Annotated in this window: 13 protein-coding genes; 2 read left to right on the top strand and 11 right to left on the bottom strand. The window is 55.0% G+C overall.

Annotated elements, in window-relative coordinates:
* Positions 1-110: 110 nt before the first annotated feature.
* The 11 genes from QZQ46_RS10070 to QZQ46_RS10020 form a co-directional block, all read right to left on the bottom strand.
* Positions 111-893, bottom strand: a complete 783-nt coding sequence (locus tag QZQ46_RS10070) for a short-chain-enoyl-CoA hydratase (protein ID WP_296829533.1) — start codon at positions 891-893, stop codon at positions 111-113.
* Positions 894-1,093: 200 nt separating this feature from the next.
* A complete protein-coding gene (locus QZQ46_RS10065) occupies positions 1,094-1,948 on the bottom strand; it encodes a 3-hydroxybutyryl-CoA dehydrogenase (RefSeq protein WP_296829530.1) in 855 nt (284 codons plus the stop codon).
* 397 nt (positions 1,949-2,345) lie between these two features.
* On the bottom strand, positions 2,346-3,866 hold the full coding sequence (locus tag QZQ46_RS10060) for an FGGY-family carbohydrate kinase (RefSeq protein ID WP_296829527.1): 1,521 nt from the start codon (positions 3,864-3,866) through the stop codon (positions 2,346-2,348).
* Positions 3,867-3,885: 19 nt separating this feature from the next.
* Complete coding sequence (locus QZQ46_RS10055; RefSeq protein ID WP_296829524.1) at positions 3,886-4,452, bottom strand: hypothetical protein; 567 nt, start codon at positions 4,450-4,452, stop codon at positions 3,886-3,888.
* 16 nt (positions 4,453-4,468) lie between these two features.
* Positions 4,469-4,792 carry a YerC/YecD family TrpR-related protein gene (locus QZQ46_RS10050; RefSeq protein WP_287771209.1) on the bottom strand — a complete coding sequence of 108 codons (324 nt, stop codon included), beginning with the start codon at positions 4,790-4,792 and terminating at the stop codon, positions 4,469-4,471.
* A 144-nt stretch (positions 4,793-4,936) separates the two neighbouring features.
* Positions 4,937-8,575: a PolC-type DNA polymerase III gene (locus QZQ46_RS10045; protein WP_296829517.1), complete on the bottom strand. Its 3,639-nt coding sequence runs from the start codon at positions 8,573-8,575 to the stop codon at positions 4,937-4,939.
* Positions 8,576-8,607: 32 nt separating this feature from the next.
* Positions 8,608-10,158 carry a VanW family protein gene (locus QZQ46_RS10040; RefSeq protein WP_296829514.1) on the bottom strand — a complete coding sequence of 517 codons (1,551 nt, stop codon included), beginning with the start codon at positions 10,156-10,158 and terminating at the stop codon, positions 8,608-8,610.
* Positions 10,159-10,166: 8 nt separating this feature from the next.
* Entirely contained in the window at positions 10,167-11,195 is a 1,029-nt protein-coding gene (gene holA, locus QZQ46_RS10035) for a DNA polymerase III subunit delta (protein WP_296829511.1), read from the bottom strand.
* Positions 11,192-13,285: a ComEC/Rec2 family competence protein gene (locus QZQ46_RS10030; RefSeq protein ID WP_296829508.1), complete on the bottom strand. Its 2,094-nt coding sequence runs from the start codon at positions 13,283-13,285 to the stop codon at positions 11,192-11,194. The genes holA and QZQ46_RS10030 overlap by 4 nt, the downstream gene beginning before the upstream one ends.
* The gene (locus QZQ46_RS10025) at positions 13,282-13,806 is read right to left on the bottom strand and encodes a helix-hairpin-helix domain-containing protein (RefSeq protein ID WP_296829505.1); all 525 of its coding nucleotides are present in this window, start codon (positions 13,804-13,806) and stop codon (positions 13,282-13,284) included. The genes QZQ46_RS10030 and QZQ46_RS10025 overlap by 4 nt, the downstream gene beginning before the upstream one ends.
* A 123-nt stretch (positions 13,807-13,929) precedes the next feature.
* Positions 13,930-15,384, bottom strand: coding sequence for a TrkH family potassium uptake protein (locus QZQ46_RS10020; protein ID WP_296829501.1), 1,455 nt, complete (start codon positions 15,382-15,384; stop codon positions 13,930-13,932).
* 131 nt (positions 15,385-15,515) lie between these two features.
* Here QZQ46_RS10020 and QZQ46_RS10015 point away from each other — a divergent pair, with 131 nt between their 5' ends.
* Together QZQ46_RS10015 and QZQ46_RS10010 are read left to right on the top strand one after the other, a co-directional pair.
* Positions 15,516-16,805, top strand: a complete 1,290-nt coding sequence (locus tag QZQ46_RS10015) for a M18 family aminopeptidase (RefSeq protein WP_296829499.1) — start codon at positions 15,516-15,518, stop codon at positions 16,803-16,805.
* Between the two features lie 119 nt (positions 16,806-16,924).
* Positions 16,925-17,305 carry a helix-turn-helix transcriptional regulator gene (locus tag QZQ46_RS10010; protein WP_296829496.1) on the top strand — a complete coding sequence of 127 codons (381 nt, stop codon included), beginning with the start codon at positions 16,925-16,927 and terminating at the stop codon, positions 17,303-17,305.
* Positions 17,306-17,387 lie beyond the last annotated feature (82 nt).

Raw genomic sequence — 17,387 nt, 5'->3', positions numbered from 1 at the left:
TACTTACCCCCAGTGTAACTGGGGGTTTTATCATGCCTATTCGGCGCCAAAAAAAGGGCGTCCCATGACAAGTCATGAGACGTCCTTTTATTCGGAGTCAAACGATGATATTATTTGCCTTCAAAGGTAGCTTTACGTTTTTCAACGAAAGCAGCCATGCCTTCTTTCTGGTCGTGCGTGGAGAAGCAGAGGCCGAAGACTTCAGCTTCGTAAGCGATGCCGGTTACGACGTCGCAGTTGATGCCGCGGTTGATAGCAGCTTTGGAGAGCTGTACAGCGACCGGAGCGTTCTTCGCGATTTTGCCTGCCAATTTGAGGACAGCCGGCATTAATTCTTCCTGAGGAACGACTTTGTTTACGAGACCGATAGCTTTTGCTTCTTCAGCACCGATCATGCCGCCGGTGTAGATGAGTTCTTTAGCCTGGCCGCGGCCGACAACACGGGTCAGACGCTGGGTGCCGCCAAAGCCCGGGGTAATGCCGAGACCGACTTCAGGCTGGCCGAATTTTGCGTTTTCCGATGCATAGCGGATGTCGCAAGCGCAGGAAAGTTCGCAGCCGCCGCCGAGGCAGAAGCCGTTGATAGCAGCGATAACAGGCTGAGGCATGTTTTCGATTTCCGTGAAGACGTTCTGACCGAACTGGCCCCATTCGCGGCCTTCAGCCGGAGTCTTGGTAGCCATTTCTTTGATGTCTGCGCCGGCAACGAAGGATTTTTCACCGGCACCGGTGATGACGACGACTTTAACGTCTTTGTCGACGGAGATCTTTGCGATAGCGTCTTTTAATTCCGTAACCGTGTCGAGGTTCAAAGCGTTCAGCGCTTTCGGACGATTGATGGTAATCGTTGCAATACCGTTTTCTACTGCACAAAGAATGTTCTGGTAATCCATGAGATAAACCTCCTAAAACAACTGATATAGAATAGTATAGAATGAGTATAGAAAAGGATGATCTCCTTCCAAGGTGGAACCAAAGCACCGGACCGCCCCCGGTGAGTTGGAGAGACGCATCGCTTTTATGACCTGTAATTCTTTAAAAATAATACGGGGTGTGATAGTCACGCCCCGTATTCAATTAGCTGAATGCTAACTTATTTCGTGTAATCGTAGAAGCCTTTGCCAGTCTTACGGCCGAGGTAACCAGCCTGGACGTATTTCTTGAGCAGCGGGCACGGACGATATTTGGGATCGCCGAAGCCGTCATAAAGAACTTCCATAACGTGGAGAACAACGTCGTTACCGATAAGGTCGCAGAGAGCCAGAGGTCCCATGGGATGGTTGAAGCCGAGTTTGCAGACGTTATCGATGTCTTCTTTGGAAGCAACGCCTTCCATCAAAGCCTGGATAGCTTCGTTGAGCATCGGAATGACGATACGGTTGCCGGCGAAGCCCGGGAAGTCGTTAACTTTAACCGGAGTTTTGCCGAGGTCTTTCGACAACTGTTCGATCTTAGCGTAGGTTTCTTCAGACGTAGCGATGCCGTTGATGAGTTCGAGCAGCTTCATGACCGGAGCCGGGTTGAAGAAGTGCATGCCGATAACTTTGTCCGGGCGTTTCGTAGCTGCGCCGATCTGGGTGATAGCCAGGGACGAGGTGTTGGAAGCGAGGATCGTGTGTTCCGGGCAGAATTCGTCGAGTTCTTTGAAGATAGCCGATTTGATCTTCAAGTCTTCGATAGCAGCTTCGACGACGAGGTCGATATCTTTCATGTTTTCAGGTGTACGGGTTACGAAACCGGAGATGCGAGCCATCGTTGCATCTTTTTCTTCCTGAGTCATTTTTTCTTTAGCGACTAATTTGGTCAGGGATTTGTCGATCTTGGCCTGGCCGCCGGCGATAAATTCGTCTTTAATATCGTTCAAGACAACGTCCCAGCCGTGCGTAGCGAAAACCTGTGCAATGCCGGAACCCATCGTACCAGCGCCAATAACCATTACTTTACTCATGTTTAACTCCTCCTTCGTCGCGTGATTTTTTTCACTAGAGTAGTCTAAAAAAAAGTCACACGCCTCATAAATAAGATTCACTGCTTACATTGATAGTATACCACACACACCAAAAAAATCCACTAAAAAACGGCACTTTTTTCATTTTTTCACATTTATTACATGCATTTTATGCAAGCCGTTTTAAGTCAAGTTACTTATTTTCATTCTTCGATACAATTACGGCATGGAAATACGTTACGTTATGAACGTATGTTATCAAAGTTACGTCTTTTTTCACAAAGTGAATACTTCTTCATACCCAACGGGAATTATGCGTGAAGGAGACGGCTGCTCTTTCGGGACTGACAAAAAAAAGCACCGCACCGGAGTGAACCGATGCGGTACGGAGTGAGCTTTATTGTTGTCCCTCATTGAGGGCTTTTAAGAGAGCGCCTCGTTTTTCGTAGGAAGCGCGGTACATCTTGGTGTTTTCTTTCTGCGGAACGTAGGTCGCCTTGACTTCCAGCTGGCGCTGGAGGGCTTTTTTCAGGTCTTTGATATCGCCAGCCGCGTAGGCTGCGACGATGCAGTTGGTCGGTACGGCTCCGCCGGCTACTTTCAGGGTAACGACGGTCGTATCGAGCATGTCGGCCTTGATCTGATTCCACAGGGCATCGCGGCTGCCGCCTTCGGTGATGGTCAGGTGCTTCAAGGCGATGCCGGCTGCGCGGTACTGATCGGTGACTTCCATGTAGTCGTAGCCGATGCCTTCGAGGACGCAGCGCCACATGGCGCCCTGGTCGGAGTCGAGGGTCAGGCCCGTAAAGGTACCGCGGACGTTGGGATAGGCGCTGTCGCCGCCCGTAAGGTAGGGCAGGAACATGGCGCCGTCGCAGCCCGGTTTATGGCGCTTGGCCAGTTCGTCGAGGGTCGCGTAATAGTCGTCCCCTTCTTCTCTGGCGATGCTGTCTTTAAACCAGCGCAGGGCCAGACCTCCGGTGCGGACCATGCCCCAGTAGAAATACGTTCCCGGCAGGGTTCCGGAGTTAAAGATCAGGTTGCTCCCCGGGACCGACAGTTCCGGCAGGATGCCATCCGTTGCGGCGCAGAACATGGCACAGGTCCCGGCGACGTCAACGGCGTTGCCCGCTTCCAAAATCCCGCTGCCCATCATGGATTCCATCGTATCACCGGCGCCGGCGCAGATGGGAATGCCTGCGGGGAAACCCGTTTCCATGGCGTCTTCTTCGCAAAGATAGCCGATGATATCCCAGGGCTTTACGATGCGCGGCATGTAGGACCGGGAAATTCCGAGGATGTCCAGTTGTTCCTGAGACCATTCTTTTTTGACGACGTCGTAACCGAGGCCCCAGCCGGACATGGTGCCCCAGTCGATGAAGGCGTCGTCGCCTTTAAGACCGGCCAGATGCATCAAGACGTAGGGGCAGTTGTGGACGAACTTGACGCCCTTTTCCTGCCAGGCCGGCACGTTCTTCATGAACCAACGGGCAAACATGGCCGGGAACATCATGTTCGGTTCGGCATTGCCCGTTTCCCGTCCCCAAATGTCGAGCTTCTGCGCTTTCAGGGCTTCTACGTCGTCGCGGGTGCGGCTGTCGAGGTAGTTGACATAAGGCGTTACGGCCTTGCCGTCGGCGTCGATGCCGGCGATCCCACAGATGATGCCGTCGCCCATGATGGCCCGGACTTTGCTGACGTCCCAGCCTTTTTCTTCCATCTGACGGCTGCACGACGCCATGCACTGTTTGATGAGGCGATAATATTCATCGACATCCATCTGTACCCAGCCGGGCTTAGGATATGCCAGATGGGTCTTGGCCGTATCCATGGCCAGGCAGTGCTGTTCGTCGTCGTAAACGGCTACTTTGACGCTCTGTGTTCCGGCGTCAAAACCGATATAATACTTATCACTCATTGATACCACAATCCTTTCATCAGCCGTGGCAGTCCTTGACGATGCCGCCGATACGTCCGACCAGGCCCGTCGTCGATTGGTTGGGCTTGGGGAAACGCTTGAGGCTGGTCAGGGCTTCAACGTAACAGAAATATTCTTCCATTGCCAGTTCAATGGCTTCGAGGGTCTGTCCGTCGATATGTTCAATGAGGGCCAAATCGTGCTGTTCATAGCGGTTGATGTAGCCGTAAAGCGAGGTAAAGGTGCCAGTATGCTTGGTATAAGAACAGAAGAAGCAGTATTCGATGACGGCGTCGCATTTTTTCAGGGTCTGCTCTTCGGCAGCACTCGAAAATTCCGAGCGTTCCTGGATGATGGTCTTCACCCAGTTGTTGATGACGCCTTCAAAAAAAGTAAATAATGACAACAATGCCGCCCGATAGTACCGGCGGGATAAAAAGATGCCTTTCTTCGTTTCCTTTTCTTCCTGCATGACAGCCCGTTGCTTAAATGTAGAGTAATCCTTCCACAGTTCTTCATAGATCGAAGCCTGCAGTATATCCATATCACCGTTCTTGAAAATGGTGACGTCAATCTTGGCCTTCATGAAATCGGCTGTCCTCCTACTTGGATAATTTCAAAAAATCTGGTTCTTTCTCGGCCATGCGGCTGAGGATCTTTTCATATCCGCCGCTGCCGTAAACAAGGCAGCGCTTGATACGGCTGATCGTCGCCGTACTGGCACCGGTCTTTTGGACGATGTCCTCATAAATGTCGCCGGCTTTGAGCATGCGGGCCACTTCGAGTCTCGCTGAAATGGCTTTCATTTCCTGAATCGTGCAGATGTCTTCGAAAAATTCATAACATTCGTCGACGTTTTTTAATTCCAATATCGCCCGAAACAGTTGGTCGTGCAGATGATCCCGTAATTTTTCATTCACTGCCACGGTACATCCCCTCCTTCTGAGACAGATTTTTCTTGCTGAGGCCGTTCCTTTAGTCGGCTAAATACAAGAATTATTATACGGCAATAATGACATTCTGTCGAGAGAAAAAGCCCCTCCAACAGGAGAGGCTCTGTCCTTTGCCGCTTACATGGCGAAGAGATCGATTTGTTCGTCTTCCGGCAGGTCGCCTAAGCAGCCGCCTTCGCTCATGGCGTCGATGAGGGACTGGGAAACCTTGCCGCGTATCTTGAGATCGGCTTTCGAACTGAAGGGCGAGATGGCCCGTTCGGCAACGATCTGTTCGGCAACGCTGGCCCCCAGGCCGTCGATGGCCGTAAAGGGCGGCAGGATCTTGCCGTCGCAGATGGTGAATTTGGTCGCATCGGAACGGTTGATGTCGACGTTCAGGAAGGAGAAGCCGCGAAGGCTCATTTCCTTGGCCAGTTCCAGGGCCGAATAGAGGTCCTGTTCGATCTTGGACGCGCTCTTGCCCTTGGCGGCGATTTCCTTCATGGCCCGTTCCTGGCCTTCGAGGCCGTGGATCATGGCCGACAGTTTGAAGGCCTTGGCCCGGATGGTGAAGTAGGCGCAGTAGTACGCCAGGGGCTGGTTGATCTTATACCAGGCGATGCGGAAGGCCATCATGACGTAGGCTACGGCGTGAGCTCTCGGGAAGAGGTAGCCGATTTTTTGGCACGAGTCGATGAACCACTGCGGGATGTGGCCGGCTTTCAATTCGCCTTCGTAATCGGTCGTCTTCTGGCCGAGTTTGTTGGGCTTGTCGATGCCTTTGCCCTTACGGACGTTTTCCATGACCTTGAAGCTGGTCTTGGGCTTGATGCCGTGTTCGATGAGATAGTTCATGATGTCGTCACGGGTCGAAACGGCTTCCTTCAGGGGAACCGTGCCGGACGTGATGAGGTCCTGTGCGTTGTTCAGCCAGACGTCGGTACCGTGGGAGAAACCGGAAATTCGGACCAGTTCTGAGAAGGTCTTGGGCTTGGTATCGACCAGCATCTGACGGACGAAGTTGGTGCCGAATTCAGGGATGCCCAGGCTTCCGACTTTGGAGCCCAGTTCTTCCGGCGTCACGCCGAGAGCCTTGGTCGAGCTGAACAGGCTCATCGTCGCCGGATCGTCGAAGGGAATGGTCGTCGCCTTGATATGGGTCATGTCTTCAAGCATGCGGATGACCGTCGGATCATCGTGGCCGAGGATATCGAGCTTGACCAGTCGGCCTTCGATGGAGTGGTAATCGAAGTGGGTCGTAATGATGCCGCTGTCTTTCTTATTGGCCGGGTACTGGACCGGTGTAAAGTGATGGACGTCCATATCGCGGGGGATAACCATGACGCCGCCCGGATGCTGGCCCGTCGTATTTTTTATGCCAACGCAGCCCGAAACGAGGCTGTTGACGTAGGCGTCGTTGACTTTGATGCCCTTGGCTTCAGCCCATTTCATGACGTAGCCGTAGGCCGTCTTGTCTTTTACGGCACCGATGGTACCGGCGCGGAAGACGTTGTCCTTGCCGAAGAGTTCTTCCGTATATTTATGAGCCTTGGGATGGTATTCGCCGGAGAAATTGAGGTCGATATCGGGGACCTTGTCGCCGTCGAAACCGAGGAAGATGGCAAAAGGAATGTTGTGACCGTTCTTTAAGAGCTGCTCGCCGCATTCGGGGCAGGTCTTGTCGGGCAGGTCGAAGCCGCCGCCGTACTCCCCTTTCGTATAGAAATGGCTCCAATGGCACTTGGGGCAGACGTAGTGCGGAGGAAGCGGGTTGACTTCGGTGATGCCGGACATGGTGGCCACGAAGGACGAGCCGACAGAACCACGGGAACCTACGAGGTAGCCGTCGTCGTTGGAGTGCTTAACCAATTTATGGGCGATGTAATAGAGGACGCCGAAGCCGTGGCCCAAGATGGACGTAAATTCTTCTTCAAGGCGGTCTTCGACGATCTTCGGCAATGGCGTGCCGTAGATTTCATGAGCCTTGTCGTAACACATCTTCTTCAAGGCTTCGGACGAACCGGAGATTTCCGGGAAGTACAGCGTTTCCTTCGGAATGGGCCGGCAGTCGTCGATCATGTCGTTGACCTTATTGGGATTGGTAATGACCACTTCCCGTGCCCGGTCTTCGCCGAGGTAGGAAAATTCTTCCAGCATTTCATCCGTCGTGCGCAGGTAGAGGTCGGGCTGGAATTCGGCATCTTTGAAACCCTTGCCGGTCATGAGGATTTCCCGGTAGATCTTGTCTTCGGGATTCATGAAGTGAGCGTCACAGGTGGCGACGGTCAATTTCCCCAATTCGTCACCGATTTTTAAGATCGTCCGGTTGATGTCGCGCAGCCCTTCTTCGTCGGCGACATAGCCTTCGCGGACCAGGAAGCCGTTGTTGGTCAGGGGCTGGATTTCCAGGTAATCGTAGTAATCGGCGATTTTCTTCAATTCTTCATAGGGCAGTTTTTTCTGGACCATGGAGCGGACCAATTCGCCCGCTTCGCAGGCCGAGCCCAGGATGAGCCCTTCCCGGTATTCGTCCAGGACGGCCCGGGGAATGCGGGGACGGCCGCGGTAGATGTATTTCAGATGGGAGATGCTGACCAGTTTGTACAGGTTGCGGATCCCGGTCTGGTTTTGGGCCAGGATGATGATATGGTACGACTGGTCGATCTTGTCGTCAAAGAGGTAGCCTTCCATGCCGTAGATGACCTTGATGCCGTTGCTCTTGTCCGTCGAGATTTCCTGCAGGAGCGGGAAGGACTGGACGACGCCGTGGTCGGTGACGGCAATGGCCGGGTGATGCCATTTTTTGACGGTCTTGATGAGCTGTTTGACCGTGATCAAGGCATCCATGTCGCTCATGACCGTATGCAGGTGGAGTTCGACGCGGGGCGTCGGATTATTATCTTCCCGTTCGACCGTTCCGCCAGCAGCTTCCATCATGTCATAGGCCATGAAGACGTAGTCGTTCTGATAGTTGTCGTACTGGATGTTGCCGTGGATGCGGACGAAGGCGCCGGGCTGCAGTTTTTTCTTGAGGCAGTCATATTCTTCCGGCGTCATCGTATTCTTGCGGCGGAATTTGCCGCTGCCGCCCTGATTGCTGACGTCGAGGAATTTTTTAGCCGAAATGCCGTTGCTGCTGTCGGCCATCTGAAAGGTCAGGAGAATACGCTTGGATTTCAATTCCCGGAATTCGACTTTGACGATTTTGCCCTGAAGGACGACGTCGTTCTGCTCTTCGCCGAGGACGTCGTTGATCGGTACGGCCTGACCGCCGAAAGCCCGGCCCATCCAGACCCGGCTGTCGCCGCCGGTCTTAGTGCCGCCGCTTCCCTTGCCGCTTTTGGTGACATTGCACGACGAGACAGAGGCGCACTGGCAGGCCTTTTTGTAGTCTTCGTCGTCATATAAGTCGTTGTCGACTTCATAAAGGGACTCGTACGAATCTTCGTGGGGAATGCCGTAGCCTTCAAGGTCGTCCGTCGAGATGTCGGCAACCTGCCGCAGGGGATCGTTTTCCGGCACGGACAAGGCCATGTCGCCGCCGTGAAAGACGGACGTCACCTGGTGTTCGATGGAAACGGAGCCGTCGAGGCCCAATTTCCGGCAGACGCGGTCGCGGAGGAGGTCCATGTCACTCGGGGCATAGGACGCCTCGGTCTTGACCTTCCAGGCGTGCCGTTCAAGGTCAGCCGCAATGGAGGCGACGGTGACGGTCTGGCCGCCGTCGATGGGAATCAAAATGTCATTTTTGGGAACAATATGCCAAACTTTCATATATTATCCTTTCTTTCATGCCCGATGGAAGGCTACTCTTCGTCGGAATAGTCCTCTTCATCGTAAGCGTCTTCGTCATCGCCGGCAGGGGCTGCCGGGATGTTGAATTCCATCATGTCGTGCGGCGCATTGAGGAGCGGATCCTGAGGCTGGAGATCAGCCGTGCTGACCACTTCTTCACTGTCTGCATCCGGCGTCAAGACGATGGCATCGTTGGGGTCGTAGTGCGACGTAATGAGATCGATGTGGCGGTCACCGTCACTGTAGGTAATGGTCCGGCGGATGGTGATGTCGTGACCGTCGTAGCCCCACTGCTTCAAGGTATCGTCGGTGACGCTGTCATCATGCTTCTTGATGACTTTATGAGGGAGATTCTGGAGATGTGTCGTTTCAAAGGTGACTGTGCTCGTATCGGCGTGGTTGCCTAAGATATAGGTCGTCACCGTATTGGCCCCGACGACGGTATAGACGGCGACGGGGTGCTGGAAGGGATTGGTAAAGGCAAAGTCCAGGCCGTCATCGGCAACGGTGGCATCCATGCCGACCGGTACGTAGGCTGCCGGGGCAAAGTGCGGTTCCCGGCTGGCGATGAAGAGGCCTGCCCTGAGGGCTGCGTTGAACAGTGTCGTGCTGACCTGGCAGACGCCGCCGCCCACCGATTGTTCCAGTCTGTTTTCAAAGTAAGACGGGGCCTGTTTATAGCCCTTATCTGCCGTTCGCGTGCCGACGTATTTATTGAAAGAAAAGTCCTGCTGGCTGGCAACGAAGGCATGATTCAGGCGTTCTTGGGCCAATTTGATATTGGTGTTGCGGTCGGGGTTGGAATTGTCGAAATGGGTCGTGTAATAGGACAGGACCGTATCGATATCCTTCAAATCGCCGCTCTTGACCTCAGCCTGTTCGCGGCTGTCGACGGGCACGTCGATGTCCCCGGTCTGGCCTTTATGCAGGCTGTCGGTAATGGAATCCTTGAGGCCGGCCGTGTTGATGACGATGCGGTCTTTTTCCGGTTCGACGGCGACGGTCTTATTGTCTTCCTTGACATAGGCAAAGGCATTTTCCGGCGCCTTGTCATGCTTATCGTGGAGGTCGTTTAAGGCCTTGTCGAGTTTTTCTTCATCGACGGCAATGGCCAATGGGATGTCCTTGCCATGCATCAAGGTCCCGGCAACATCGGCCACGCGCTCCCAGGGCATGCCCTGCCGGCCGATGAGGTGGAGTTCATCGTCGATGTACTGGCGGTCGAGTTTGGCTCCGAGTTCATCGAGGCTCAAGGTCGTATCGACGCCGTCAGCTGCCAGGCGGATCTTGCGCCCTTCGATATCCTTAGCATGGATGTCGAGATAATTGGCAATGTCTTCATCGGTCATATCCTGAACGGAATGGCCGTCGAGGGTCACCATCTGTTCGGCCCGGGTCTGGGCGGCAAAGAATCCGCCGAATCCCAAGATGCAAAGGGCAACTACAGCACCGCCTATTTTTTTCCATGAACGAGATTTCGGAGCCGGCAGCCCATGTCTTTCCCGATACCGGCGGCGGTATTCCTTCATTCTCTCTTTTCGTTCCTTTTCTGCTTCCGTCACGATCTAACCTACCTTTTCACACTACAATACAGACAAATAAGGGCTCCCATATCGGCCGGCGACGCCTTCCCGCAGCGGATATGGAGCTGTAAGGTAAAAATATTGCAAATACAACGTTCTAACTCTTCTATTGTCCAATAAGATGCGACTTTTTGCAAGTGGTATAAAACATATTTCACACTTCGCCCCTTATTGACGGCCTGGAGGACCTGTTCCCGCTGGCGCTGACCGGCATGGGCCCGCAGCAGTTCTTTATAGGCCAGGAGCAGGCGCAGGCGCGACAGCATATAGCCGGTGTTCTTCAAAAAGGCATCCTGTCGGCTGAACAAGCCTTCGACGAAAGGCAGGGTCTTTTCTCCGTTTCGGCTGAGGAAGGCATCCATGAAGGTAAAGAGGTTCTTTTCCATCGTGCCGGCAAAGAGGCCCCCTAAATCGGCCGTATCGACGCGCTGTTTCCCGTCAGGCAGGGTAATGCACAATTTATCCAGCTCGGAAAAGACGTAGAGCAAAGAGATGCTGCCCCAGGTCTGAAAGAGGCTCTGCAAAAAGGCGATGCCCTCGCGGCTGAGGCTCTTGCCCCGGTCTTTCAGATAGGCCGTCACATAGGGCATGATCGTCTTTTCCGTCACGGCGTCGGCTGCGACGACTTCGGCCATGGGTTTCAAGGCCTTAAAAAAGGCACTGCCCGTATCCATGTTTCCCTTGCTGTAAAACAAGAGGCTGTTGCCGCCGTCGAGGCGTCCCGCTTCGTCGAGGAACCACTGTTCTTCCTTGTTCAATTTACTCCGCGACCGTCCGCCTCGTTTGAGCGGCAAAAAAGGACAGTCATACCAGACGGTGACCGTCCCGCTGCTGAAAAGGCTCGTCCCCTGGAAGGATTCGACGACCGTCGCCGCGGCGGCATCCTTTTGAAAGGACTGCACTTCAGCATCGCCGCCGGCTCGCTTCCGGGCCGCATCGAAGAAACGCCTGCGCCCTTCTTCCATGAGATACGATTCGGATCCGTAAATAATCATTATATTCTTGGTGTTGTTCATGAATGTTCCTCAACAAATGTAGTGACGCGCCACTGACCCTTATAGCGAAAGAGGCGCAGTTGTCCGTCCCGAGACAAAAGGTACGAGGCCACGCCGAAACTGTCGGCCGCCTCTCCCCATTCGGCAAAGGCCCCGTCGCCGCGGCGTCCTTCATAGACGACGGTCGCCATGGCCGAGGCGGGAAAGGTATTTCCGTCCCAGCCCGACAAATCGCGGATCTCCCAAAGGACCGGCTCGTCGGAAAAAGACGGCGGCACGGTCTTTACGCCGCGATAAGGAATGTCTCCCCTGCCCGGCCCGGACAAGAAGGTGAACCCGTCCCGAAACAGGCTCTCCGTATAGGCCCTGTCTTCACCTTCAACGACGCACTGGCGAAGGCAGAAGATGCCGTTGGCGCGAAGGGCCGGAATGACGACGACCGCCGCCTGTTCGGGATTGGAGAATCTCGATTTATTATACCATAAATCGGCCGATCTATCTTCATAAATAATGGCCGTCGCCTGATCGCGGCCGGCGTCAAAAATTAGGAGACCGGGCCCCGTCGGCCGGGCAGTCCAAGTAAGGACCAGGGCCAGAAAAAGAGGCAGGGCGATTTTTTTCCGAAGAGCCGGCCAAAAGAAAAAGGCCACGGCAAGATACCAGGCCAGCCAGGCCCAGAGGGATGGTTTTCCGGCCCACAATCGGCTTCCCGGCAGGGCGGCGATAAAGGCATTTCCCTTTAAGGCCAGGGCCAGGAAGGGTTTCAGGCTATAGAGGATGAGGTCGGCGCCGGAGCCTGACACCGGGGACAGGACGGAAGCGCCGAGGCCGAGGACCATGACCAGGTCGAGGACCGGTGCTACGACGACATTGGCCAAGAGCGAATAGACGGGAAAGGAAAAGAAGGCCGAAAAGAGCAAGGGCACGACGAGGACCTGGGCCGCTAAGGAGACGGCCAGGCAGTTTCTCAAAAATTCCGGCAAAAAAGACAGGGCCTCCGAAATCCGTTTATAGAATAAGACGATGCCTGCCGAGGCGCTGCATGACAGGCGAAAACTCAAGTCGAAAAAGAGATACGGGCTGTAGAGCAGCATCCCCATGACGGCCAAGGCCAGGGCATGGCCTGCCCCATAGTCCCGCTTAGCCGTCAAGCTGAAGGCGCTGATGGAGCCCATGATGGACGCCCGGACGACAGGCGACGTAAAATCAGCCAAGGCGCTGTAAAGGAGGAGAAAGCCTGCCGACAAGATAAAGAGGGTTGTCCCGCGAAGGCCGGCGGCTCGGCCGATCACTTGGAGTACAGCCAGCAAGAGAGCCACGTGAGACCCGGAGACGGAGAGGATATGAATGAGGCCCGTCGTACTGAAGGATTCGAGGAGTCCCGGCGGCAGTTCATCGTAGTGGCCGCCAAAGAGAAGACTCGACAAGACGGGAGCATAGTCCTTCCCCAGGACGGCTTGGTAGCGGCCGGTCAAGGCCTCCCGCAGCCTTTGGAGAAAAGCCGTCATCCCCGACGGCGGGGCTATGGGCTGAACGCCGTCCCCTTCTTTTCCAAAGAGGCGCAGCCAAACGCCCTTTTCCCGGTCGCGGTGGAGGGCGTCGTACATGCCGTCATTTTTGTAATACGTCAAGGGCCGGCTCTGACCGGTAACCTTCAAAGTTTCCCCAACGACGGGGCCGTCGGGGACGGTCACATAGGCCCTGCCGGCTCCGGGATGGGACCGCTCGTCATCGACATAGGCATAAGACGCGACATCCATGACATAGCGCCCCATGGCCCCTTTGTCGTTTGTAAAAACGCCCCTTTTTTCAACCAGCGTCCCCTGCAGGATGAGATCGGCGCCGGCCGCCTGATGAGGCAAGGCATCGTACGAGTCTGCCGCCATCTGAAGGCGGGCTCCGCCGAGGCAGAAAAAGGCCAGGGCCAGGAAAACGATAAGGGCCTTTCGCCGCCAAAAGGCGCAGAGGACGACCCCGACGGCGGCCAACAGAAAAAGAGCCCCCCAAAACAGAAGGGGCCGCGAAAGGCAGTCGCCGGCGGCGATTCCCGCTCCGAAAGCTGCCGCCAGGGACAGGCTGAGCCAGATTGGCCGTATCGAAAGGGCCGTCATAAGCCGACCTTATCCTTTAATTTTTGGAATTTTGCCGGGCCGATTCCCTTGACCTGTTGGAGCTCTTCGACGCTGTTAAAGGCACCGTGCTCCCGGCGATAGGCCAGGATGTTTTCGGCCATGGCCGGCCCGATGCCCGGCAGGGTCCGAAGCGCTTCTTCGTCGGCCCTGTTTAAAGAGACCTTCCCTTCTTCCCCCGGCGCCGGCGGGACGCCGTTCCAGTCATAGGGGATGTGGATATGCATACCGTCAGCTGCCTTATCGGCGAGGTTCACACCGGCCGTATCGGCATAGGCCGCCATGCCGCCTGCCGTCTGTACGGCTTCGCCGACGGTCTTTCCCCCGTCGAGGGCATAGAGTCCGGGCTTGTTCACAGCTCCCGTAACGTAGATAAAAGCCTTGTCCGGCAAGGGTTCTTCGACGACCGGCACCGGTTCGGCCACAGCCGGAAAGATATCCTGACTGAATTGGCTCACGGCCAACAGAACCGCCAGGGTTCCCAGCAGAACGATTTTTTTCATGGGCCTTCCCTCCCTATCCTAAGGTATATCTACAGTTTGCCTTATCATCAGGAAGGAAAGAAAAAGTTTAATCACTTTCTAACGGGCCGACCCTTTATTCAGAAAATCTTAAGATTCCCCCATTTACCAGCTGCCCTTGGATTTCCAGAAGTTCTTCTGGAGCATGACCAGGAGGGTGAACATTTCAAGGCGCCCTAAGAGCATGGACAGGCAGAGGATGGACTTTGAAAAGAGGGACAATTCGGCATAGGTCGAGGTGGCCCCGGTGATGCCGAAAGCAGGGCCGATACAGCCCATGGTCGAGACGCTGATGCCGATGGCGTCGAAGACGTCGATGCCGTCAAAGGTAAGGAGGAGAGCCCAGAGGGCGATGAACATGATGTAGAGGAAACAGAACTGGGCCACGCGGACGACCGTATCGTCGCCGATGCGGTGGCCGTTGATGGTCATGCCCAGGACCTGATTGGGATGAAGCTTCGTTTTCGCCGCATGCCAAATATACTGGGCCATGATGACCACGCGCGACACCTTAAGACCTGCCGCCGTCGAACCGGCACAGCCGCCGGAAATCATGAGCATCAGCAAAATACCTTTGGAAAAAGTCGGCCAGCGGTCGAAGTCAGCCGAGACGAAGCCTGTCGTAGCAATGGATGCCGCCTGGAAAGACGAGTGACGGAGGGCCGTCGCAACGCCTTCGCCGAAAGAGCTCATGAGGTTGAGGCCGATGAGGACCGTTGCCGTCGCGACGATCAAGAGATAGACCCGAAATTCCATATTCTCCCAGAGGACGCCCCAGCCCTTCTGCCAGGCCCGGTAATACAAGGCGTAGTTGCCGCCGGTGAGGACCATGAAAAAGGTCATCCAGCCTTCGACAGCCGGGCTTTCAAAGTGGGCCGCACTGGAATTGTACGTCGAAAAGCCGCCGGCCGAGACCGTCGACAAGGCGTGATTGGCCGCGTCGAGAAAATCCATGCCGCAGATGAGGAAGATGACAAAGGCGATGGCCGTAAAAGCCAGGTAGATGCGAAAGAGGACCTTGGTCATGTCGTGAAGCCTGGGCAGGACGCGCTCCCTCGTGGGGCCTGTCGATTCGGCATTATACATGTAAAAGACAGCCGACTGGCCGGCTTCAGGCAAGAGGGCGATAAAGATGACGATGATCCCCAGGCCGCCGAGCCAGTGGGTCATGCTGCGCCAAAAGAGCAGGCTTTGAGGCAGGATTTCGAGGTCCGTAATGACCGTCGCCCCGGTCCCGGTAAAGCCGGAGACGCTCTCAAAGAGGCCGTCAAAATAAGACAGATAGCCGCCGAGACAGTATGGCAGCATGCCCAAAAAAGTAGCCAGCATCCAGCCGATGCCGGTAATGGCAATGCCTTCGCGCATGGTCAGTTTCTGCGTCCGCACCCGGCCGTAGTTCAGGCAGGCCCAGCCGATGAGGCCGCAGAGAACGATACTGCCGACGAAGGCCGGCCAGCTCGATTCTCCCATGATGAGGGCCATAGCCAGGGGCAAAAAAATAACGCCGCCCTCAGCCAAAGCTATTTTTCCTAAAAATCGAGAAATGACGCGTAAGTCCATATGATCCCCTTCATAAAAATAATTTTCTTTATTATACCATGAGGCGCTTCGGAAACCAAAAACATAGCCGCCTCCATCTATGATATAATAACAGAAATCACTAAATTTATCAGTAAGAAAGGATGACCGTCATGTCCCATGACTCTATCGATACCTTATTAACCTTCATTGCCGACAGCCCGTCGCCGTACCACACGGTGAGCGCGTCGAGAGCTCTCCTCGACGAAGCCGGCTTCACGGCCCTTTCCTTGGAAGAGGCGCCGTGGCACCTTCAAAGCGACGCTGCCTACTACGTCCCGGTCTACGGATCGGGCCTCATCGCCTTCCGGACGGGGCAAAACATCCGCCGCCACCTTCGCATCAGCGCCGCTCACACCGATTTTCCCTGCCTGCGCATCAAGCAGCGGCCGGAAATCCGCGAAAAGGGCTATCTCAAAGTCAACGCCGAAGTCTACGGCGGTCTCCTCCGCGAATCGTGGCTCGACCGCCCCTTGTCCCTGGCCGGTGCCGTCGCCTTGGAAACGAGCGATCCCTTCCGTCCCAAGCGGCACCTCATCGACCTCAAAAGACCGGTCCTGACCATTCCTCGCCTGGCCATCCACATGAACCGCAAGGCCAATCAAGGCATCGAGCTCAATCCCCAAAAAGACCTCCTGCCCCTCCTGGGCCTCGACGGAAAAGACGTGACAAACCATTTCTTCCTCGACTTCTTGTCGGAAACCTGCCGCTGCCTTCCCGAAGCGATCCTGTCCTATGAACTGACGGTCTATCCGACGGAACCGGGCTGCCGCCTCGGCTGGCACGACGAATTCGTCTCGTCGCCCCGCCTCGACAACCTGACGTCGGTCCTGGCCTCGCTGACGGCCTTAGTGAATGCCGCCGATGCCGACGGCTTAACCGTCGTCGCCCTCTTTGACAACGAAGAAGTGGGCAGCCAGACGAAACAGGGCGCCGATTCCGTCGTCCTGCCGGGCATCCTGCGCCGCATCTACCGAGCATTCGGCCTGACCGACGACGAACTCTCGGCCGACGTCGCTAAGGGCTTCATGCTGTCCGTCGACGTAGCCCACGCCATCCACCCCAACGTGCCGGAAAAATGCGACATCACCAACCAGCCCCAAATGGGACACGGCGTCGCCCTTAAGATTGCTAACAGCCAGTCCTATGCCGGCGATGCCGTAGCCGCAGCCGTCGTCAAAGGCCTGTGCCGCAAAGCCGACATCCCTTATCAGATCTTCATGAACCGGTCCGACCTTCCCGGCGGTTCGACCTTGGGTTCCCTCTTATCGGCCAACCTCCCCATCCGGACCATGGACATCGGCATTCCCATTACGGCCATGCATTCGTGCCGCGAATTGATGGGCGCCGCCGACCAGGAGGCCCTGACCCGTCTGATTCAAACCTTTTTCTCATATCTATAATTTCTGTAATTTTTTTGTCATCTATCATATCTGCCAGCATTGACACATTTTGTTCTACATCTTATAATGACAGTGTATATTACAGCATACTGTATAGTATACAGAAAGAGTGGATATGAATGACTCTAGGACAAGAAATTAAGTACTATCGCAAGAAAAACGGCTTAACCCAGACGGCTTTCGGCGACCTCTTCGGTATGTCAAAGCAGGCCGTCTACTCTTGGGAAACAGGTCTTTATTCACCAGATATTTCAGTATTGCTGAAAATGGCTGATTTTTTCCAAATTCCCATCTGTGTCCTTGTCGGCCGCCCCGGCATGTACTGCCAACGAAACGACGACACCCGCAGTAACTGCGACTACTGTGCGCCCATCACTGAAGACGACTGTCTCGTCATCCGGGCCCTCCACGCCTTGCCGCCGGAAAAGCAGCAGGCCGTCAAGACACTCCTCAATATCAAACCGAAGCAGAATGAAAACTCTGAAAAGGGAGATAACTGACAGTACGGTATTGATACATAAAAAATCGGCTCTTTGTCAAATATTGGGGTGCCAACTAAATCATCCACCGCGAATGGACGTG

The sequence above is a fragment of the uncultured Megasphaera sp. genome (genome assembly GCF_900539295.1).
Taxonomy (GTDB): Bacteria; Bacillota; Negativicutes; order Veillonellales; family Megasphaeraceae; genus Megasphaera.
Note: the sequence above shows the minus strand (reverse complement) of the source record. Positions and strands in the feature narration are given on the sequence as shown.